The organism is Streptomyces caeni (genome assembly GCF_042678285.1).
GTDB lineage: Bacteria > Actinomycetota > Actinomycetes > Streptomycetales > Streptomycetaceae > Streptomyces > Streptomyces caeni.
This window is the reverse complement of record NZ_JBHUDX010000073.1, coordinates 27,003-47,885: the sequence shown is the minus strand read 5'-3', so window position 1 is coordinate 47,885 and position 20,883 is coordinate 27,003. Positions and strand designations below refer to the sequence as shown.

The window sequence follows — 20,883 nt, the reverse complement described above, 5'->3', positions numbered from 1 at the left end:
CATCGGCCGGCGCGGCCGCCGTGCCGCGTTCGGCGCCCGAGAACAGGGCGGGACGGATCGCGCCCCGGCGAGGTGTCCCGGGCACCCGGCCGGCGATATTCGGTGCCGCGTTGTCGGACCCCCGTGTCATCCTCGGGGGCGTGGAGACCAGGTCCGTCAGTCCCGTGTTCGTCGGTCGCGCCGATGAGCTCAGGGTGTTGCACGACGCGCTCGCCCGCGCCACCGGCGGGGGCGCCGCCCGGGCGTCCGGCACGGGGGGAGAGCCGCAGGCGCTGCTCGTCGGCGGCGAGGCGGGGGTCGGCAAGACCCGGCTGATCGAGGAGTTCGCCGCCGCCGCGGCCCGCGCGGGCGCGGTCGTCGCGCTCGGCGGCTGCGTCGAGATCGGTGCCGACGGGCTGCCCTTCGCCCCGTTCTCCGCCGCCCTGCGCGCCCTGCGCCGGCAGCTTCCCGGGGAACTCGCCGCGGCCGCCGCCGGGCAGGAGGAGGAGCTGGCCCGGCTGCTGCCCGAACTGGGCGAGGCGCGCCGCGGTCCCCGCGATGACGAGGAGGGCATGGCCCGTCTCTTCGAGCTCACCGTCCGGCTGCTCGAAAAGGTCGCCGCCCGCCGCACCGTCGTCCTCGCCCTGGAGGACCTGCACTGGGCCGACGCCTCCACCCGCAACCTCCTCGCCTATCTGGTGCGCACCCTGCGCAGCGGCCGCCTGGTCGTCGTCGCCACCTACCGCTCGGACGACATCCACCGCCGCCACCCGTTGCGCCCCCTCCTCGCCGAACTCGACCGCCTCCGCACGGTCCGCCGCATGGAACTGGCCCGGTTCACCCGCGCCGAGGTCGAACGCCAGATCGCCGGCATCCTCGCCGCCGAACCGGACGCGGCCCAGGTCGACGACATCTTCGCCCGCTCCGACGGCAACGCCTTCTTCGTGGAGGAACTGGCGGTGGCCGCCCACGAGGGCTGCTGCACGGGACTCACCGACTCCCTGCGCGACCTCCTGCTCGTCCGCGTCGAGAAACTGCCCGAGATCGCGCAGCGCGTCGCCCGGATCGTGGCCGAGGGCGGCTCCACCGTCGAGTACCGCCTGCTCGCGGCCGTCGCCGGGCTCGCAGAGGACGACCTCATCGAGGCCCTGCGCGCGGCCGTCGGAGCCAACATCCTGCTCGCCACGCCCGACGGCGACGGCTACCGCTTCCGCCACTCCCTGGTCCGCGAGGCCGTCAGCGACGACCTGCTGCCCGGCGAACGCTCCCGCCTGAACCGGCGGTACGCCGAGGTGCTGGAGGCCGGCCCCACCCTCGTGCCGGCCGACCAGCGCGCCACCCGCCTGGCCAGCTACTGGTACCACGCGCACGACGCCGCCAAGGCCCTGCCCGCCGTCCTCCACGCCGCCGTGGAGGCCCGCCGCCGGCACGCCCACTCCGAGCAACTGCGGCTGCTGGAGCGGGCGATGGAGCTGTGGGACGTCGCCCCCGACGCCGTGCGGGCCGACCTGCGTCCCATCGACTACGCCGAGGCGTATCCGGCCTGCGGCTGCGGCCCGGCGACCACACCCCTGAGCTATCTCGACCTGATGGCCGAGGCCGCCGTCGCCGGCCGGCTGAGCGGGCAGCGGGAACGCGCCCTGAAGATCACCAAGCGGGCCCTGCGTCTCCTGGAGGAGGAGAAGGACCCCCTGCGCGCCGCCTGGTTCTGGGTGCAGCGCTCCCGGCTGGTCCAGCACACGGCCCGCGGCGACGGCCGGCACGAGCTCGCCACCGCCCAGGAGCTGGTGCGCGGGCTGCCGCCCTCCGAGGTGCACGCCGAGGTGCTCGCCGCGGTCGCCAACTGGTCGATGGTGCATGTCCCGGGTCCGGAGGCGGTCACGGCCGCCGAGCGCGCCGTGGAGTACGCGCGCATGGTGGACGCTCGCGACATCGAGCTGAACGCACGGCTCACCCTCGGCGGGCTGATGGTCGAGTCGGGCGACATCGACACCGGGCTCGCGGAGATACACGAGGTCAAGGAGCAGGCGGCGGCCGCAGGCAACGCCTCCGTCACGGGGCGCGTCCATGTGAACCTGCCGTCGCACCTGGACGGCATCGGCCGCTCCCGGGAGGCACTCGAGGTGCTCCGCCAGGGAGTCGAGGTCACCCGGAACCTGGGGCTGAGAGACTCCGAGGCATGGGTGTGGGGCAACATCGGCGAATCCCTCTTCACCCTCGGCCGGTGGGACGAGGCCGCCGAGGCGGGCATCAACGCCGAGCGCGTCAGCAACAGCGCCAGCCCCCGTGGCCTCCGGGCCGCGATCCACGCCCATCTCGCGCTCGCCCGGGGCGACCTGGTCGAGGCGGGGCGGCAACTGGCCGCCGCTCGCGGGTACTTCGGTACACACGACGTGACACCGCAGCACGAGCTGCCGCTGGTCCGCGTCGAGATCGCCATCGCCGCGGGCGAGGGGCGCCTCGCCGACGCCCGCGCCGCCCTCCGCCGCGTGCTGGCGGCCGGTTTCCCTCCGGGCACCCAGCGCTACGGCTGGCCGCTGCTGCTCACCGGCGCGGCCGCCGAGGCCGACGCCCGGGGCCTGCCCGGCGCGGAGCCGGGCCGCACCGAGGCCCTGGAGCGGATCCGGGACACCGCCAGGACGCTCGTCGCGAACGTGCCGGTGTGGCAGGCGTACGCACGGTGGGTACGCGCCGAGCTGATGCGCGCGGAGGGATGCGCGGACCCCGGCGCCTGGTCGGACGCCGTGACCGCGTTCGAACCCCTGGACCGCCCGTACGACCTCGCCCGCGTCCGCCACCGTCTCGCCGAGTCCCTGCTGACCGCCGGGGCCGACGAGAATGCGAGGGACCGCGCTGCGGAACTGCTGCGGCTGGCAGGTGCGGTGGCCGACCATCTGGGTGCGCGGCCGCTCGCCGAGGCGGTGGCCCTGCTGGCCCAGCGGGCCCGTCTCACACTGACGTGCGCCGCCCAGCGGGCAGCCGTCGTCGACCCGGCCGAGTCCCTGGGGCTCACCAGCCGCGAACGGGACGTGCTGCGCCTGGTCGCGGCCGGCCACAGCAACCGCGGGATAGCCGAGGAGCTGTTCATCTCCCCGAAGACGGCCAGTGTCCATGTGTCGAACATCCTGGCGAAGCTGGGTGTCTCCGGCCGGGGTGAGGCGGCGGCACTGGCCCACCGGCTGCGGCTGTTCCCGCCCGAGACGGCCGCTGTCCAGGCGGCGGGGTAGGGCATAGGCTGTCGGGATCCGGGCCGAGGAGGCGCCGTGTTCAACATGTTCGAGGAACTGTTCGCACCGGGCCGCAAGCACACCCACGACGAGAAGCGGCGCCTGGAACTGACCCGCGCGGACACGACCGAAGGCGACCCGGGCCGCGGACCCATAGACCTGGCGTCGGGGAAGGTGGTCATCCGTCTGCCCGGTCCGGCTCCCGCCGAGCCCGAGGACGACGCGACCTGAGCGGCGCCGCCCGCCCTACGACACCTCCAGCTCCAGGATCCGGTCGTCGCTCTTCGACGGCTTGCCCCGGCCGTCCGTGTTGCTGGTCACCAGCCACAGCTTGTCGCCGCCGGCCGCGACCACCGTGCGGAGCCGGCCGTACGCACCGGTCAGGAACGCCTGCGGCGGCGCGGAGGCCTGGGTCCCCTTCAAGGGGATGCGCCACAGCCGCCGGCCGCGCAGGCCCGCCATCCAGATGGATCCCGCGGCGTAGGCGATGCCGCTGGGGGACGCCTCGTCGGTGTGCCACTGGGCGATCGGGTTCTGGTAGGCGGAATTGCCGGAGCGGCCCTCGGCCTCCGGCCAGCCGTAGTTGCCGCCCGGCTTGATCGCGTTCAGCTCGTCCCAGGTGTCCTGGCCGAACTCCGAGGCGAACAGCCGCTGCCTGCCGTCCCAGGCCAGCCCCTGGACGTTGCGGTGGCCATAGGAGTAGACGGGCGAGCCGACGAACGGATCGCCGGGGGCCGGCCGTCCGTCCGGGGTCATGCGCAGGATCTTGCCGCCCAGCGACTTCCTGTCCTGAGCCAGACCCCGATCGCCCGTTTCCCCCGTGCCCGCGTACAGCATGCCGTCCGGACCGAACGCGATCCGGCCGCCGTTGTGGATGAGGCCCTTGGGGATGCCCTTGAAGACCGTGTCCGGCGCGCCCAGTTGCTGCCCGGCCGGTTTCTTCGCGTCGTACAGCATGCGCACGATGCGGTTGTCCGAGTCCGTCGTCAGGTACGCGTAGACCAGATGGTCCGAGGCGTAGCCGGGGGAGAGGGCGATGCCCAGCAGACCGCCCTCGCCGGCGGCCGCGACCCCGGGCACCGAACCCAGCTCCGTCGTCCTGCCCGTCCTCTCGTCGATCCGGGTGATCGTCCCGTCGTCGCGGGAGGAGACCAGCAGCCCGCCGCCGGGCAGCGGGGCGAGGCCCCAGGGCGTCCTGAGGTTCCCGGCGACCGTACGCACCACCCGGACCGACCCTCTCGCCGGCGGGGTCTCCTCGGCCGGCGACCCGGAGGACGGCGACGCCGTTCCCGTGCCCGTCGACGAGACACTCCTGCCGCCGTCCGGCGTGTTGCCTCCGCCGGACGAGCAGCCGGCCGTCAGCAGGAGCGCGGTCGCGGCCGACACGGCCCACACAGCTCGATGGTGCACGTTCCAGGTCCCTTCGACGCGGGGCTTGTTCCCTTCCTACACCGCTCGCGCCCGCGGGGCTCCCCACGACGGCCGGAACCCGCCGCATCCACCGTTGTCCGGCCCGGTCAGTCCCACGACCCCTGCGCCGGCGGCAGCCCGGACAGCTCCGCCAGGTCCTGCGGCGTCAGCCGCAGCCCGGCCGCGCCCGCGTTCTCCTCGACCCACCGCCCCCGCTTGGCGCCGGGCACCGGGACCACGTGCCGCCCCTGCGCCAGGACCCAGGCCAGTGCCACCTGGGCGGGCGTGACGTCCTCGCCGTGGCGGTGCGCCACCCGGCGCAGCCCCGCCACGATCGGCTGGTTGGCCGCCATCATCTCGGCCGTGAAGCGGGGGTGCCGGGCGCGCAGGTCGTCCGCCTCGAAGCCCTCGCCCGGCGTGAGTGTGCCGGTCAGGAAGCCGTTCCCGAGCGGCATCGCCGCCAGGAAGCCGATCCCGCGCGCCGCGCACCAGGGCACCAGTGTGTCCAGCGCCTCCGCGGACCACACCGACAACTCGGCCTCCACCGCGCTCACCGGGAACACCTGCTGCACCCGCTCCAGCTGCCGGATCGTGCCGTCGTACAGCCGAGTCCCCGTCCGCCGCCCGCCCCGTGCACCCACCGCGCACAGCCCCAGCGCCCGCACCTTGCCCGCCCGCACCAGCTCCGCCATGGCCCCCCACGTCTCCTCGACGGGGACCTCAGGATCCGCGCGGTGCAGTTGGTACAGGTCGATGACGTCCGTCTGCAGCCGCCGCAGCGACGCGTCGCAGGCGCGCTTCACATAGGCGGGGCGGCCGTTGGCCACGATGTGCTGCTCGCCCACCAGCAGTCCCACCTTGGTCGACACGAACGCCTCGGCGCGCCGCTCCCTCAGCACCCGGCCGACCAGCAGCTCGTTGGTGAACGGCCCGTACATGTCGGCCGTGTCGAGCAGCGTCGTCCCCAGATCGAGTGCCCGGTGCACCGTCCGCAGCGATTCGTCGCCCCGCTGCCGCGAACCGGAGTACGCCCAGCTCATCGGCATGCATCCCAGTCCGACGGCCCCCACTTCTAGCGTTGCCGCGCCGATCGTCCTGCGCTCCACCTGGCCGTGTCCTCCCTCGTCCCGGCGTCCCAAACTAACCAATGGGGTGCGGGGTCCTTCGCATAGCCTCCCGACCATGACCGATGATGTGTGGCTCCCGTTCCGCGCCGAAGAGATAGAGGGACTCCCGGAGGGCCTCGGCTACCGTTTCTGGGACGGTGACGAGGACTTTCCCGCCGACCCCGCCGACTGCGTGTTCTACGTCGTGCCCTATATGAAGAGCGGCGAGGTCGCGCTGCGTCCCCTGTCCGCGATGACATCCGTCCGCGTCGTGCAGACCCTCTCCGCCGGCATCGACCACGTCGAGCCGGGCCTCGGCCTGCTGCCCAGGGGGGCGCGGCTGTGCAACGCGGCGGGGGTGCATGACGCCAGCACCGCCGAGCTGGCGCTGGCGCTGATCCTCGCCTCGCTGCGCGGCATCCCCGACTTCGTCCGAGGGCAGGATCGCGAGGAGTGGCGGGCCGGGTTCCGCCCGGCACTCGCCGACAAGTCCGTCCTCATCGTCGGATACGGGTCCGTGGGCGCCGCCATCGAGGACCGGCTCGCACCGTTCGAACTCGCGCGGGTGGCGCGCGTCGCGCGCCGCGAGCGGGAGACGGCACGCGGCCTTGTGCATCCCGTCTCCCGATTGTCCGAACTTCTTCCCGGCGCCGATGTCGTGGTGCTCGTCACGCCGCTCACGGATGCGACGCGGGGCCTGGTCGACGCGGAGTTCCTGGCCCGTATGAAGGACGGTGCGCTGCTGGTCAACATGGCCCGCGGCGGTGTCGTCGACACCAAGGCGCTGCTGGCCGAGCTGCAGACCGGCCGGCTCACGGCCGCCCTGGACGTCACCGACCCCGAACCGCTGCCGGCGGGCCATCCGCTGTGGCACGCGCCGGGAGTTCTGATCAGCCCTCATGTGGGCGGTCCCACCTCGGCGTTCTGGCCCCGGGCCAAGCGCCTCCTGAGCGCCCAGCTGAACCGTTTCGCACGGGGAGAACCGCTGGAGAACGTGGTGCGGACGACCGGCTCATGACGGGGGTGGGCGCGGGCGGGCGCACAAAGAAGCGGCAGGCGTGGGAAGACCTGCGCGGCGCACGTTTCCAGCCATGCCCGCGCCCCCTGCCTCGGCCGGCCTCCGGTCGCACCACCGGCGCATACGTCGAATCCCGTTCGCTCCGCCCGCGCCTCGGGCACACTCCGCAGTCCCTCGTACGCGGTATGTGCGCACAACTCCCCTGTTCGTCACGGAGCGTAGAGAGACTATGTCCCTGAGTGACGAGACTGGTGTATCGTCCCGACAGGGGTGGCGCCGCGACGGTTCGGCGCCGGGGATGGAATTTTGAGACACGCGAGGGGGGCGACGGCGATGCACGGCCCATGGACCAACCATCCGACGCGGCGAGGCCGCGGGCGGCGACTCTGGCGAGCGGCGACACGCAGACGCGGTCACGGCGGCCAGGGCGGTCGTCTCCATCACCACCGCCGGCCCGGCGGCCGCAAGATGCCTGCCCACCCAGTGCGCCGCGACCGGCGGGAGGCGGCGGTGCCCCGGACCGGGAGCGCCCGGTGAGTTCCCCGGGAGCGCTGCTGGCCCGGCGTTCGGCGCGGAGGAACCGGACGAGCCCGGTGCCGCCGCTCGCCGTGGCCCTGGTGTGCGCGGCCTACGCCGTCGGTTCCGAGCTCGGCTGGGGCTCCCGAGGGCTCGCGCTCTTCATGGGGGACTTCGGGTTGAGCGCGGCTGCGGGTGCCGCGTCGGTCTCGTGCTTTTTCCACGCGCGCAGCCGTCAGGGCCGTTTTCGACCCGCCTGGCTGCTGTTCTCGCTCTCCTCCGCCATGACGGCGCTCGGCAACGGCGTCTGGGGCTGGTACGAGGTCGTCCTCGACCGTCCCGTCCCCTCGCCCAGCTGCGCCGACCTGTTCTTCCTCTGTTTCGCTCCGCCCGCCATCATAGGACTGCTCGTGCTCGCCAAAAGGCCCGTCACCAAGGCGGGTTGGGTATGTCTCGTGCTTGACGCCTGGCTCATCGGCGGCTCGCTGCTCACCCTCTCGTGGAGCCTCGCGCTCGCCCAAGCGGCCACGTTCGAGGGCCCCAGCGTGGCACACACCGCGCTCTCGCTCGCGTACCCGCTGCTGGACATCGCCCTGATCAGCATGGTGGTCGCCCTGCACTTCCGGCGCTCGGCGGTGAACCGCTCCGCGGTCAACACCGCCATCGGCGCGCTCGCCCTGACCGTGCTGTGCGACGCCCTCTTCACCTCGCCGCTGCTGCACAGCAGCTACCACTCCGGCCAGCTGCTGGACGCGGGATGGTTCTCCGGCTCGCTCCTCCTCGCCTATGCCCCCTGGGTCGGCCCCCGGCCGGGGCGGCCGGACGGCGGGGGCCACACGCGCGTGGTGCACGAGCACGTACCGGGCCGGCGGCAGACGGCACCGCGCGGAGAGGACCACCGGGGAGGGTGCCCGCATCCGCCCGCCCCGGACCCGGCCCCCGCCGGCGGACTGCCGCAGGATCCCGACCGTGACCGGTATCCGGCCACGCGCCCCATCTCCGGATCGCTGGCCGCGCTCACGCCCTACCTGGCGGCCGCGGTCTGCACCCTGGGGATCCTCTACAACGTCCTCAACGGCCACCGGGTCGACCGCGTGGTGCTCATCACCGCGGGCGCCGTGGTGCTCGCGCTCGTCGTGCGCCAGGGCATCATGCTGCTCGACAACATCACACTCACCCAGGAACTCGCGCAGAAGGAGAACCACTTCCGCTCCCTGGTGCAGGGCTCCAGCGACGTCATCATGATCGCCGCCCCCAACGGCATCCTCCGGTACGTATCGCCGGCCGCCGCCGGCGTCTACGGACGGCCCGCCGAGGAACTCGTGGGCACCGAGCTCGCCGCGCTCATCCACCCGGAGGACCTCGGCTGCGTGGTGCACGAAGTGCGCCGCTTCCTCACCGCCGGCCACGCGGAGGAGCCCACCACCCGCATCGAGTGCCGCTTCAGGTCAGGCGCCGGCGGCTGGCTCAACGTCGAGTCCACCGTCAACCGCCACGAGGGCGGCCTCATCTTCAACAGCCGGGACGTGACGGAGCGGGTGCGGCTGCAGGCACAGCTGCAGCACAACGCCGAGCACGACCCGCTCACCGACCTGCCCAACCGCGCCCTGTTCACCAGGCGCGTCCGGCAGGCGCTGTCCGGCCGCCGCGTCTCCGACCGCGGCACCGCCGTCCTCTTCATCGACCTCGACGGCTTCAAGGCCGTCAACGACACGATCGGGCACCAGGCCGGGGACGAGCTGCTCGTCCAGGCCGCCCGCAGACTCCAGGACGCGGTGCGGCAGGGCGACACCGCCGCCCGTCTCGGCGGGGACGAGTTCGCCGCCCTGATCGTCGGCGACGGCACCCGCGACCGTGCGGCGCGCGAACGCCACATCCTCGAACTCGCCGACCGGCTACGGGTCACCCTCTCCCAGCCCTACGACATCGACGGCAACGATGTCCGGGTCGCCGCGTCCATCGGTGTGGCCTTCTCCGAGCCCGGCCTGGACGCGGGCGAGCTGCTGCGCAACGCCGACCTCGCCATGTACCGGGCCAAGGCCGCGGGCAAGGGCCGCGTCGAGCTGTACGGGCCCCAGATGCAGCAGGACGCCGTACGGAGGACGGAGCTGGTCACCCGGCTGCGGTCCGCCCTGCAGGAAGGCGAGTTCACCCTGCTGCACCAGCCCGTGGTGTCTCTCGCGGACGGCCGGATCGCATCGGTCAGCGCCCAGGCGCGCTGGCGCTCCTCCCAGGGGGTGGTCTTCACGCCCGAGGAGTTCCTGCGCGTCTCCGAGGACGGCGACAGGACCGCCGAGCTGGGGCGCTGGACGCTGGAGAAGGCCGTCGAGCAGGCCGCCGAGCGCACGGCCACCAGGCTCGCCGTGCCCGTCGCCGTCCGGATGAGCGCCCGCCGCCTCCTCGACCGGTCCCTGCCGCTCGGCTCGGTGGAGGCCCTGCTCACCCGGCACGGCCTGGCCTCGGGCGCTCTCCTGATCGAGCTGTCGGGCGTCGAACCGAGGATCTCCCTGGACGATCTGGAGCGCAGGCTCGGGGCCCTGCGCAGGATCGGGGTGCGGGTCGCCCTGGACGGCCTCGGCAGCGGCTGTGCGGCCATCACGGCACTGCGCCGGCTGCCCGTCGACGTCCTGAAGCTGGACCGCGGTCTCGTCGAGGGGGTCGTCGAGTCGGCACGGCTGCACAAGATCACCAGTGGGCTGCTGCGCATCGCCACCGACCTCGGGCTGCAGTCGGTCGCCGACGGCGTGGACCTGCCCGAGCAGGTCGTCGCTCTGCGCGCGATGGGCTGCACCCATGGCCAGGGCATGGCGTTCTCCGGTCCGCTGGACGAGTACCGGCTGCGCCGGGCGCTGACATCCGGCCACTATCCGGTGCCGTACGGCCCGGCGGAGCCGGCGTTCGCCGGCGGTGGCGCAGGGGTGTACACCAGCGGTGTGGCTGCCGTCTTCGGAGGCGGAGCGGTTCTACGCTCACATAATGAGACTCCCGTCCCACCAACTTGACATCGGCGGCGTGCGGGGGGAGGGTCAGTGCCATGCGCACCCGAATTCTCGTACTTGGACAGCGCGTCGGCTGAGCTGGACCGACCGGACATGCACCGGAACCCCCAGCGACCACACCCGGCGCGCTCCCCTCGCTTGCCTCATGGCACGAGGGGTTTTTTGTTGCACAGGCACCAGCCGTACAACGCCCGAACTTCGCCAAAACCCTCAGCATCGAGAAGAGAATGCCGATGACCGAGCAGGCCACCGGGGCCCACCATCCGCAGCCGCGGCCCCGATCCGGAGGACAGCACTCCGCCCCCGAGCACGTCACGGGTGCGCAGTCCCTCATCCGCTCTCTCGAGGAGGTCGGCGCCGAGACGGTATTCGGTATTCCCGGCGGTGCGATCCTTCCGGCGTACGACCCGCTGATGGACTCCCGGCGGGTGCGCCACGTGCTGGTGCGGCACGAGCAGGGCGCGGGCCACGCGGCCACCGGGTATGCGCAGGCCACCGGCAAGGTCGGCGTCTGCATGGCGACGTCGGGCCCCGGTGCCACCAACCTGGTGACCCCGATCGCGGACGCCCACATGGACTCGGTGCCGCTGGTCGCGATCACCGGCCAGGTCGCCTCCAAGGCGATCGGCACCGATGCCTTCCAGGAGGCGGACATCGTCGGCATCACGATGCCGATCACCAAGCACAACTTTCTGGTGACGCGCGCCGAGGACATCCCCCGGACGATCGCGGAGGCGTTCCACATCGCCTCCACCGGCCGCCCGGGCCCCGTCCTCGTCGACATCGCCAAGGACGCCCTCCAGGCGCAGACCACCTTCAGCTGGCCGCCCGTCATGGACCTGCCCGGCTACCGTCCGGTGACCAAGCCGCACGCCAAGCAGATCCGTGAGGCCGCCAAGCTGATCACCTCCGCCCGGCGGCCCGTCCTCTATGTCGGCGGCGGCGTCCTGAAGGCGCACGCCACCGCCGAGCTGAAGGTCCTCGCGGAACTCACCGGAGCGCCCGTCACCACCACCCTGATGGCGCTCGGCGCATTCCCCGACAGCCACCCGCTGCACGTGGGGATGCCGGGCATGCACGGTTCGGTCACCGCCGTCACGGCGCTGCAGAAGGCCGACCTGATCGTCGCCCTCGGAGCCCGCTTCGACGACCGCGTCACCGGCAAGCTGGACAGCTTCGCCCCGTACGCCAAGGTCGTCCATGCCGACATCGACCCCGCCGAGATCGGCAAGAACCGCATCGCCGACGTGCCGATCGTCGGCGATGCCCGCGAGGTGATCGCCGACCTGATCCAGGCCGTCCAGAAGGAGCACAGCGAGGGCCACAAGGGCGACTACACCGCCTGGTGGAACGACCTGAACCGCTGGCGCGAGACGTACCCGCTCGGCTACGACCTGCCCGAGGACGGCACGCTCTCCCCGCAGCAGGTCATCGAGCGCATCGGCCGGCTCGCGCCCGAGGGCACGATCTTCGCGGCGGGCGTCGGGCAGCACCAGATGTGGGCCGCGCACTTCATCCAGTACGACAGGCCCGCCACCTGGCTCAACTCCGGCGGCGCCGGGACGATGGGGTACGCGGTGCCGGCCGCGATGGGCGCGAAGGCCGGCGCCCCGGACCGCACGGTCTGGGCGATCGACGGCGACGGCTGCTTCCAGATGACCAACCAGGAGCTGACCACCTGTGCCCTGAACAACATCCCGATCAAGGTCGCCATCATCAACAACGGCGCCCTCGGGATGGTCCGCCAGTGGCAGACCCTCTTCTACAACCAGCGGTACTCCAACACGGTGCTGCACTCCGGTCCCGAGGCGGACGGCACCCAGCCGAGTGCCGGTACCCGCGTGCCCGACTTCGTGAAGCTGTCGGAGGCCATGGGCTGCCACGCGATCCGCTGCGAGTCCCCGGACGACCTGGACAAGGTCATCCAGGAGGCGAACGCCGTCAACGACCGGCCCGTCGTCGTCGACTTCATCGTCCACGAGGACGCGATGGTGTGGCCGATGGTCGCCGCCGGCACCTCCAACGACGAGATCATGGCCGCGCGGGACGTCCGCCCCGACTTCGGCGACAACGAAGACGACTGAGTGAGAGCTGAGTGAGAACCATGTCCAAGCACACCCTCTCGGTCCTCGTCGAGAACACACCCGGCATCCTCGCCCGGATCGCCGCCCTGTTCTCCCGTCGCGGCTTCAACATCGACTCGCTGGCGGTCGGTGTCACCGAGCACCCCGACATCTCCCGCATCACCATCGTGGTGAACGTCGAGGACCTGCCGCTCGAACAGGTCACCAAGCAGCTCAACAAGCTCGTCAACGTGCTGAAGATCGTCGAGCTGGAGCCGTCGTCGGCCGTTCAGCGGGAACTCGTTCTGGTGAAGGTGCGCGCCGACAACGAGACGCGCTCCCAGGTCGTGGAGATCGTCCAGCTGTTCCGCGCCAAGACCGTCGACGTCTCCCCGGAGGCCGTCACCATCGAGGCCACCGGCTCCAGCGACAAGCTGGAGGCGATGCTGAAGATGCTGGAGCCGTTCGGCATCAAGGAACTGGTCCAGTCCGGCACGATCGCGATCGGCCGCGGCGCCCGTTCGATCACCGACCGCTCGCTGCGTGCCCTCGACCGCTCGGCGTAGGACCCGGCAAAGATCTCCCGTACGACCGGGAACGGGCGGCCGCCCCGGTGGCCGGCCGCCCGTATTCCGAGACCCTGAGACGCCCCTTCCCCCCACCGTCATACGGTGGGACGCAACACCTGCACTCCAAGGAGAGAACCCAAAGTGGCCGAGCTGTTCTACGACGCTGACGCCGACCTGTCCATCATCCAGGGCCGCAAGGTCGCGGTCATCGGCTACGGCAGCCAGGGCCACGCCCACGCGCTGTCGCTGCGCGACTCGGGCGTCGACGTCCGGGTGGGTCTGCCCGAGGGCTCCAAGTCGAAGGCGAAGGCGGAGGAGCAGGGGCTGCGCGTGGTGACCCCGGCGGAGGCCGCCGCCGAGGCGGACGTGATCATGATCCTGGTGCCGGACCCGGTGCAGGCCCAGGTGTACGAGGAGTCCATCGCGCCGAACCTGAAGGACGGCGACGCCCTGTTCTTCGGCCACGGCTTCAACATCCGCTTCGGCTTCATCAAGCCCCCGGCCGGCGTGGACGTCTGCATGGTCGCCCCGAAGGGCCCGGGCCACCTGGTGCGCCGCCAGTACGAGGAGGGTCGCGGTGTTCCCTGCATCGTGGCCGTCGAGCAGGACGCCTCCGGCAACGGGTTCGCGCTGGCGCTGTCGTACGCCAAGGGCATCGGCGGCACCCGGGCCGGTGTCATCAAGACGACCTTCACCGAGGAGACCGAGACCGACCTGTTCGGCGAGCAGGCCGTGCTGTGCGGTGGCACCTCGGCGCTGGTCAAGGCCGGCTTCGAGACCCTGGTCGAGGCGGGCTACCAGCCGGAGATCGCCTACTTCGAGTGCCTGCACGAGCTGAAGCTGATCGTGGACCTCATGTACGAGGGCGGCCTGGAGAAGATGCGCTGGTCGATCTCCGAGACCGCCGAGTGGGGCGACTACGTCACCGGCCCGCGCATCATCACGGACGCCACCAAGGCCGAGATGAAGAAGGTCCTCGCGGAGATCCAGGACGGCTCGTTCGCCCAGAACTGGATGGACGAGTACCACGGCGGTCTGAAGAAGTACAACGAGTACAAGAAGCAGGACTCCGAGCACCTGCTGGAGACCACCGGCAAGGAGCTGCGCAAGCTCATGAGCTGGGTCAACGAGGAGGCGTAAGCCTTGCGCCCGAGGGGCCGGAGCCGAACGCTCCGGCCCCTTCGGGGAACTGTGGACAACGCCTGGAGACGGGCGTTGTCCAGCCCGTCCATCACGGACGGGTGATCCTTCCGCAGCGGCGTAAAACGACGCGTGCGACGCCACTACACTGCTGCACTAAGAACGCGTCAGGCCCACAGCGTCGTGCGTCTTCCACGCGGCTAAGCGACACCGAGGAAGTGCAGGCACGCCCCGCGCCGCCCCGGTGTCACTCCCCTCCACCGCCTGCGGCCGTCGGGACGGCCGTCCGCATTGGACATGTGAGGACTCACGTGAGCTCGAAACCCGTCGTACTCATCGCTGAAGAGCTGTCGCCGGCGACCGTCGACGCCCTCGGCCCCGACTTCGAGATCCGGCACTGCAACGGCGCGGACCGCGCGGAGCTGCTGCCGGCGATCGCCGACGTCGACGCCATCCTGATCCGCTCCGCCACGAAGGTGGACGCCGAGGCCATCGCGGCTGCGGGCAAGCTGAAGGTCGTCGCACGAGCCGGCGTCGGCCTGGACAACGTGGACGTCTCCGCCGCCACCAAGGCCGGCGTGATGGTCGTCAACGCCCCCACCTCGAACATCGTGACCGCCGCCGAACTGGCCTGCGGTCTGCTCGTCGCCACCGCCCGCCACATCCCGCAGGCCAACGCCGCGCTGAAGAACGGCGAGTGGAAGCGCAGCAAGTACACGGGCGTCGAGCTCGCCGAGAAGACCCTCGGCGTGGTCGGCCTCGGCCGCATCGGCGCCCTGGTCGCGCAGCGCATGTCCGCCTTCGGCATGAAGGTCGTCGCCTACGACCCCTACGTGCAGCCCGCGCGGGCCGCGCAGATGGGTGTCAAGATGCTGTCGCTGGACGAGCTGCTGGAAGTCTCCGACTTCATCACCGTCCACCTCCCGAAGACCCCCGAGACGGTCAACCTGATCGGTACCGAGGCGCTGCACAAGGTCAAGCCGGGCGTCCGCATCGTCAACGCCGCGCGCGGCGGGGTCATCGACGAGGAGGCGCTGTACTCGGCCCTCAAGGAGGGCCGGGTGGCCGGCGCGGGCCTGGACGTGTACGCGAAGGAGCCGTGCACGGACTCCCCGCTGTTCGAGCTGGACGAGGTCGTGTGCACCCCCCATCTGGGCGCCTCGACCGACGAGGCGCAGGAGAAGGCCGGCATCGCCGTCGCCAGGTCCGTGCGCCTCGCCCTCGCCGGTGAGCTGGTGCCGGACGCGGTGAACGTCCAGGGCGGTGTGATCGCCGAGGACGTCAAGCCGGGCCTGCCGCTCGCCGAGAAGCTCGGCCGGATCTTCACCGCGCTCGCCGGCGAGGTCGCGGTCCGGCTCGATGTCGAGGTGTACGGCGAGATCACCCAGCACGATGTGAAGGTGCTGGAGCTGTCCGCGCTCAAGGGTGTCTTCGAGGACGTGGTGGACGAGACGGTCTCGTACGTCAACGCCCCGCTCTTCGCCCAGGAGCGCGGCGTCGAGGTGCGCCTCACCACCAGCTCGGAGTCCACCGACCACCGCAACGTCGTCACCGTGCGCGGCACGCTGGCGGGCGGGGAGGACGTCTCGGTGTCCGGCACGCTGGCCGGCCCGAAGCACCACCAGAAGATCGTGGCCGTCGGTGAGTACGACGTGGACCTGGCGCTGGCCGACCACATGGTCGTGCTGCGCTACACCGACCGCCCGGGCGTGGTCGGCACGCTGGGCCGCATTCTTGGCGAGGCGGGCATCAACATCGCGGGCATGCAGGTCTCCCGCGCGATCGCCGGCGGCGAGGCCCTCGCGGTCCTCACCGTCGACGACACGGTGTCGCAGAGCGTCCTGACGGAGGTGGCCGAGGAGATCGGCGCGACCTCGGCACGCTCGGTGAACCTCGCCTGAGTCCGGTTCGTCCGGCTACACGGCTACACGGCAGTCGGGCCCGGCCACCTGGGGTGGCCGGGCCCCGCTCGTCCGTCCGTCGTCCTACTCCCGGGTCTCCCGCACCCGTACGGCCCGCAGGCTCGCCCCGGCCAGTGCCGCCGAGGCCAGCAGCAGGACCGCTCCGGTCACGGCCGCCGCCTGCATGCCGTGGGTGAACGCCTCGCGGGCCGTGGCCAGCAGCTCGGCCGCCGCCCGCCCGGGCATCCCGTGGGCCACCGCGAGCGCTCCGCCCAGGGTCTCGTGCGCCGGGGCCGGGGCCGGGGCGGGGATGCCATGGCGGTAGACCGCCGTGCCGACGGAGCCGAGGACCGCCATGCCGAGCGCACCGCCGAACTCGCCGCCGGTCTCCATGAGGGAGGACGCGGCGCCCGCCTTCTCCACCGGCGCGGCGCCCATCGCGAGGTCCGTCGTCTGCGAGATCACGGTGACGATGCCGGAGGCCAGCACGCCGGCCCCGGCCAGCACCAGCCACATCGAGTCCGTTCCGGCGAGCGCCGGCATGCCGTAGCCGCAGGCCGCGACCACGAAGCCGCCCATGACCACGTAGGTCCTGTTCACACCCTTCTGCACCAGCTGGGTCGTCAACGGTGCGGCGAAGCCGATCAGCACCGACGGCAGCAGGGCCCACAGGGCGGCCTCCAGCGCGCTCTTGCCCAGGACCGACTGCAGGTACTGCGTGGTGAAGTACGCGGAGCCCAGCATGGCGAAGGACGAGATGAGGTTGAGGACGAGCGCGGGCGTGAAGCCCCGGGCGCGGAACAGGGCCGGTGAGATCAGCGGGGAGGCCGCCGTGCGCTGCCGGTGCACGAACAGCGCCGCGAACAGCAGGCCCACCGTCACCGCCATCACATAGCGGATGTTCCAGCCCTGCGACGGGATCTCCTTCAGGCCGTAGATCACCGGCAGCACCCCCGCCATCGACAGCGGCACGCTGATCAGGTCGAAGCGGCCGGGCCGGGGGTTCCTCGACTCCGGGAGCAGGAAGGGGCCGAGCACCAGGAGCAGGACCATCGCGGGCAGGTTGACCAGGAACACCGAGCCCCACCAGAAGTACTCGACGAGGACCCCGCTCATCACCGAGCCGAGCGCGATGCCGGCCGTCATGACGCCGGACCACAGCCCGATCGCCTTCGCCCGCTGGCCCGGGTCCGTGAACATGGTGCGGATCAGTGCCATCGTCGACGGCATGAGGGTCGCGCCGCCGATGCCGAGGACGGCGCGGGCCGCGATCAGGGTCTCGGCACTGGTTGCGTACGCCGCCACCAGCGAGGCCGTCCCGAAGGCCGCCGCCCCGATCAGCAGCAGCCTGCGGCGGCCGATGCGGTCGCCGAGCGAGCCCGTGGTCATCAGCAGTCCGGCGAGGACGAAGGCGTAGATGTCGAAGATCCACAGCTGCTGGGTGCTGCTCGGCTCCAGGTCCGCGGTGATCGCGGGGATCGCGAAGTAGAGGACCGAGACGTCCATTGAGACCAGCAGCAGCGGAAGCACCAGAACGCCCAGGGCCGTCCATTCGCGGCGGCCGGCGCGAGCCGGGGCGGGGGCGCGGTGCGCGCCCCGGTGATCGTTCGTGCTCGTCGGGTTCGTCATGGCAGCGACTGTACGCACGTATTAAACATCTGTCTAGGACGGACGTATATGACGAGCGTGTAAATCATGCGTATGGGACGTCCGTCTAAATCCGGGTAGGGTGACGTCATGGGACACCGTGAGGATCTGCTCGAGGGCGCCAAGCGCTGCCTGCTGGAGAAGGGCTTCCTGCGCACGACGGCGCGCGACATCGTCAAGGAGTCGGGGACCAACCTGGCGTCGATCGGCTACCACTACGGTTCGAAGGACGCCCTGCTGGTGCAGGCGTACGTCTCGCTGATCGAAGGGATGGGCGACCGTTTCGCCCCCGGCTGGGGCGCCGGTGGCGGGACACGGTCGCCGGCGGGCTCGCTGGAGCGCTTCCAGGAGGTGTGGGCGAACATCATCCGTTCGCTGCCCGAGTCCCGGGCGATCTGGCTGCTGAGCTTCGAGCTGGTCCTCCAGGGCGACCGTCTCCCGGAGGTGCGCCGCATGCTCGGCGAGGCCGAGGAGCAGGGCCGCTCGGGGCTACTGCCCCTGTTCAACGACATCCCGGAAGAGGCGCAGACCAAGGAGGCCATCGACACCGAGGGCCGCTTCTACCAGACCCTTCTGCAGGGACTGATGGTCCAGTGGGTCTTCGACGCCGACGCGGCGACCGACGCGGCGCAACTCACCGAGGGGCTGCGCCGGGTGATCGCGGGAGCCGCGGAGGGTACCGGGGCACCTTAGGGCCTGTTCCGAGTTCCCCGCCTGCGCCCCGGCGCCCGGCACGCACGCTCGCCGCACGGTGCCGCAGGACAGGTGGCTGCGCCACGTGACCTGCGGCGCCGCACGCCGATCGCACGCTCCCCCATGCGCGGCCGCGCTCGTGCGGGCGGTGCCCCCACGACGCCGCCGCGCCCGCGCTCCGCGTGGACGACGGGGAACTCGGAACAGGCCCTGGCTAGCCCCAGGCCCCGTGCAGCCGTGCCCCCTTCAGCGCCATGTGCAGCAGCAGCCTGTCCTCCCCGTCGTCCAGGTCCAGCCCCGTGAGCTGCTCGACCCGGGACAGGCGGTAGTACAGCGTCTGGCGGTGGATGCCCAGCTCGGACGCCGTCCGCCCGGCCTGGCCCGCGCAGTCGAGGAACACCTCGGCCGTGTGGGCCAGTTCGTGGTGGGCGGGGGACAGGAGGGCGCGCACGGCCGGATCGTGGGCCGCCCGCGGCGGCAGTGACGTCAGCAGGCGGTACGGCCCGATGGCAGACCACTGTGCGACCCGGCCGAGCCGGGCCTCCGCCAGGGCCGCGCGGGCCGCCGCGGACGCCTCCTGCCAGGCGGTGCCCAGTTCCGCGAGACCATGGCGCGCGCCCGCCACCCCGGCCGCCGCCCGCCCGCGCCCTCCGCGTCCCTCCGCCTCCCGCAGCAGGCGCGTGGCCGCCGTCAGCGCCGGGGCCAGGACGTCCGTCGAGCGCAGCCGCACCAGCAGGGCCAGGCTCTGGCCCGGCTCCGCCACCGCCTCAGGGGCGGGGGATGCGCCCCCGTCCCACGGCACGGTGCACAGCGCGGTGGCCGCCGGCAGGGTGCGGACCGAGGGGGCGTCGTCCGGATCGGCCGAGGGCCAGGGGGCGACGCAGACCACCGTGTGGAGGCCGTCGCCCCTCGGCCCCAGCGCCATGCGCAGCTCGGCCAGCGCCATGTCCCGCTGCCAGCCGCTCCGGGCGACGAGGACCGCCCGCAGTTCGCGCGTCAGGTCCGCGCCCGCCTGCGCCTCGTCCGCGAGCAGCGCCCCGATGCGGGTGGTGACCTCCATCGCGGCCGAGAGCTGCCGCTCGGTCGGGCCCGGCTCGTCGGCCAGCAACCACACATACCCGAGGACGACACCCCGATGGCGTACCGGCAGACAGATCCTCCCCCGGTAGACGCCCGCCTCCGGAGTGGCCGGAATACGCACGGGGCCGGTGGCACGCGCGATGCCGAAGCCCTCGAACCACGTGCGCACCGCGGCCGTGGAGCGACGCGTGAGGATCGAGCGGGTGCGGACGGGGTCGAGGGACGCCTCGTCGAACTCGCCGTCGCTGTCGTACGCGGCGAAGGCGATCAGCTCGAAGTCCCGGTTCTCCAGGGTCGCCGGGGCGCCGAGCAGGGCCGAGATCTCGTCGACGAGTTCCTGGTAGTCGCCCCGCCCCGCCGTGAAAACATCCGCCACACGGCCATTCTCCCGCACGATCCCCACCCGTTCATACAGATGTCTGAGATCCCGGGCACGGATGCGTGACAGCTGTCGATGGCCGACGATCGGAGGGATCCCTAGGTTTCACGGTGGTTCTGCGTGCCGTACCCGCGTGGTCGGGATTCGGCCTCCCGTCGCCCTTGTGGAGGTGCCCCGTGCTGGGTCCCGTGATTCTCGCCGCGTCGCGCAGTGACCGGATGCGCCGCCTGATCTCGGCGGCCCCGGTGACCAAGCGGGTCGTCGACCGCTTCATCCCCGGCGAGACGGTGGATGACATCGTCCCCGTGATCGAGGACCTCACCGGCAAGGGCCTGGAGCTGACCATGGACGTGGTCGGCGAGGACATCACCACCCCCGGCCAGGCCACCATCGCCCGCGACGCGTACCTGGAGCTGATCGACCGCATCAAGGACCTCGAACTCGGCCCGAGAGTCGAGATGTCCGTGAAGCTGTCGATGTTCGGCCAGGCGCTGGAGCACGGACACGAGCTGGCACTCGCCCATGTGCGCCCGGTCGTCGAGGCCGCGGCCTCGATCGGCACCACGGTCACGCTGGACGCCGAGGACCACACCACCCTCGACTCGATGTTCGCCATCCACGAGGAGCTGCGGAAGGACTTCCCGCGGACCGGCTGTGTGATCCAGGCGTATCTCCTCCGCACCGAGGCCGATGCCCGGCGGCTGGCCGCCGACGGCAGCCGGGTGCGTATCGTGAAGGGGGCGTACAAGGAACCCGCGTCGGTCGCGTACCAGACCAAGCACGAGATCGACAGGGCGTACGTCCGCATCCTGAAGACCCTCATGGAGGGCGAGGGGTACCCGATGATCGGCTCCCACGACCCGCGGATCGTCTCCATCGCGCAGGAGCTCGCCCGGCGTGCCGGGCGCAAGCCCGACGAGTACGAGTTCCAGATGCTGTACGGCATTCGCAGCGAGGAGCACCTGCGACTGGCCGCCGAGGGCCATCGCATGCGCGTCTACACGGCGTACGGCACCGACTGGTACGGCTACTTCATGCGGCGCCTCGCGGAGAAGCCGGCCAACCTTCGTTTCTTCGCCCGCTCGATGGTCGGCAAAGGGTGAGCGGTAGCTGTCGGCATCCGAGCGCATCCTGGGTGTCGGCAGCTACCGCCCCT

The 20,883-nt window shown here is 71.8% G+C and carries 14 protein-coding genes; 10 read left to right on the top strand and 4 right to left on the bottom strand.

Annotated elements, in window-relative coordinates; genetic code table 11:
- The first annotated feature begins 128 nt into the window (after positions 1–128).
- A complete protein-coding gene (locus ACFSL4_RS25015) occupies positions 129–3,206 on the top strand; it encodes a helix-turn-helix transcriptional regulator (RefSeq protein WP_381087137.1) in 3,078 nt (1,025 codons plus the stop codon).
- Positions 3,207–3,242: 36 nt separating this feature from the next.
- Positions 3,243–3,437: a DUF6191 domain-containing protein gene (locus ACFSL4_RS25010; RefSeq protein ID WP_381087134.1), complete on the top strand. Its 195-nt coding sequence runs from the start codon at positions 3,243–3,245 to the stop codon at positions 3,435–3,437.
- 15 nt (positions 3,438–3,452) lie between these two features.
- Here ACFSL4_RS25010 and ACFSL4_RS25005 read toward each other — a convergent pair whose 3' ends face one another.
- On the bottom strand, positions 3,453–4,616 hold the full coding sequence (locus ACFSL4_RS25005) for a PQQ-dependent sugar dehydrogenase (RefSeq protein WP_381087131.1): 1,164 nt from the start codon (positions 4,614–4,616) through the stop codon (positions 3,453–3,455).
- A 107-nt stretch (positions 4,617–4,723) separates the two neighbouring features.
- Positions 4,724–5,722, bottom strand: coding sequence for an aldo/keto reductase (locus ACFSL4_RS25000; protein ID WP_381087128.1), 999 nt, complete (start codon positions 5,720–5,722; stop codon positions 4,724–4,726).
- A gap of 76 nt (positions 5,723–5,798) precedes the next feature.
- Here ACFSL4_RS25000 and ACFSL4_RS24995 point away from each other — a divergent pair, with 76 nt between their 5' ends.
- The 6 genes from ACFSL4_RS24995 to serA all read left to right on the top strand — a co-directional run bounded on the left by ACFSL4_RS24995 (position 5,799) and on the right by serA (position 15,928).
- Positions 5,799–6,740: a 2-hydroxyacid dehydrogenase gene (locus ACFSL4_RS24995; protein ID WP_381087125.1), complete on the top strand. Its 942-nt coding sequence runs from the start codon at positions 5,799–5,801 to the stop codon at positions 6,738–6,740.
- 344 nt (positions 6,741–7,084) lie between these two features.
- Positions 7,085–10,258 carry a putative bifunctional diguanylate cyclase/phosphodiesterase gene (locus tag ACFSL4_RS24990; RefSeq protein WP_381087123.1) on the top strand — a complete coding sequence of 1,058 codons (3,174 nt, stop codon included), beginning with the start codon at positions 7,085–7,087 and terminating at the stop codon, positions 10,256–10,258.
- A 230-nt stretch (positions 10,259–10,488) separates the two neighbouring features.
- Positions 10,489–12,339 (top strand): acetolactate synthase large subunit, encoded by a 1,851-nt coding sequence (locus tag ACFSL4_RS24985; RefSeq protein ID WP_381087120.1) that lies wholly within the window; start codon positions 10,489–10,491, stop codon positions 12,337–12,339.
- A 20-nt stretch (positions 12,340–12,359) separates the two neighbouring features.
- Positions 12,360–12,884, top strand: a complete 525-nt coding sequence (ilvN, locus tag ACFSL4_RS24980) for an acetolactate synthase small subunit (protein WP_381087117.1) — start codon at positions 12,360–12,362, stop codon at positions 12,882–12,884.
- Positions 12,885–13,028: 144 nt separating this feature from the next.
- Entirely contained in the window at positions 13,029–14,027 is a 999-nt protein-coding gene (ilvC, locus tag ACFSL4_RS24975; protein ID WP_381087114.1) for a ketol-acid reductoisomerase, read from the top strand.
- 311 nt (positions 14,028–14,338) lie between these two features.
- Positions 14,339–15,928: a phosphoglycerate dehydrogenase gene (gene serA, locus ACFSL4_RS24970; protein ID WP_381087111.1), complete on the top strand. Its 1,590-nt coding sequence runs from the start codon at positions 14,339–14,341 to the stop codon at positions 15,926–15,928.
- Between the two features lie 84 nt (positions 15,929–16,012).
- On the opposite strand, the gene ACFSL4_RS24965 is transcribed toward serA, so the two are convergent.
- On the bottom strand, positions 16,013–17,557 hold the full coding sequence (locus ACFSL4_RS24965; RefSeq protein ID WP_381087109.1) for an MFS transporter: 1,545 nt from the start codon (positions 17,555–17,557) through the stop codon (positions 16,013–16,015).
- A gap of 108 nt (positions 17,558–17,665) precedes the next feature.
- Between ACFSL4_RS24965 and ACFSL4_RS24960 the strand changes: the two genes are divergently transcribed.
- Positions 17,666–18,268, top strand: a complete 603-nt coding sequence (locus ACFSL4_RS24960) for a TetR/AcrR family transcriptional regulator (protein ID WP_381087106.1) — start codon at positions 17,666–17,668, stop codon at positions 18,266–18,268.
- A gap of 214 nt (positions 18,269–18,482) precedes the next feature.
- On the opposite strand, the gene ACFSL4_RS24955 is transcribed toward ACFSL4_RS24960, so the two are convergent.
- Positions 18,483–19,742, bottom strand: a complete 1,260-nt coding sequence (locus ACFSL4_RS24955) for a PucR family transcriptional regulator (RefSeq protein ID WP_381087103.1) — start codon at positions 19,740–19,742, stop codon at positions 18,483–18,485.
- A 161-nt stretch (positions 19,743–19,903) separates the two neighbouring features.
- Here ACFSL4_RS24955 and ACFSL4_RS24950 point away from each other — a divergent pair, with 161 nt between their 5' ends.
- Positions 19,904–20,830, top strand: a complete 927-nt coding sequence (locus ACFSL4_RS24950) for a proline dehydrogenase family protein (protein WP_381087101.1) — start codon at positions 19,904–19,906, stop codon at positions 20,828–20,830.
- Positions 20,831–20,883 lie beyond the last annotated feature (53 nt).

Excerpts from the sequence above, each read along its gene's own strand:
- ACFSL4_RS24995 (WP_381087125.1), top strand. The coding sequence starts at position 5,799 with ATGACCGATGATGTGTGGCTCCCGTTCCGCGCCGAAGAGATAGAGGGA.
- ACFSL4_RS24990 (WP_381087123.1), top strand. The coding sequence starts at position 7,085 with ATGGACCAACCATCCGACGCGGCGAGGCCGCGGGCGGCGACTCTGGCG.
- ACFSL4_RS24985 (WP_381087120.1), top strand. The coding sequence starts at position 10,489 with ATGACCGAGCAGGCCACCGGGGCCCACCATCCGCAGCCGCGGCCCCGA.
- ilvN (WP_381087117.1), top strand. The coding sequence starts at position 12,360 with ATGTCCAAGCACACCCTCTCGGTCCTCGTCGAGAACACACCCGGCATC.
- ACFSL4_RS24965 (WP_381087109.1), bottom strand. The coding sequence starts at position 17,557 with ATGACGAACCCGACGAGCACGAACGATCACCGGGGCGCGCACCGCGCC.
- ACFSL4_RS24960 (WP_381087106.1), top strand. The coding sequence starts at position 17,666 with ATGGGACACCGTGAGGATCTGCTCGAGGGCGCCAAGCGCTGCCTGCTG.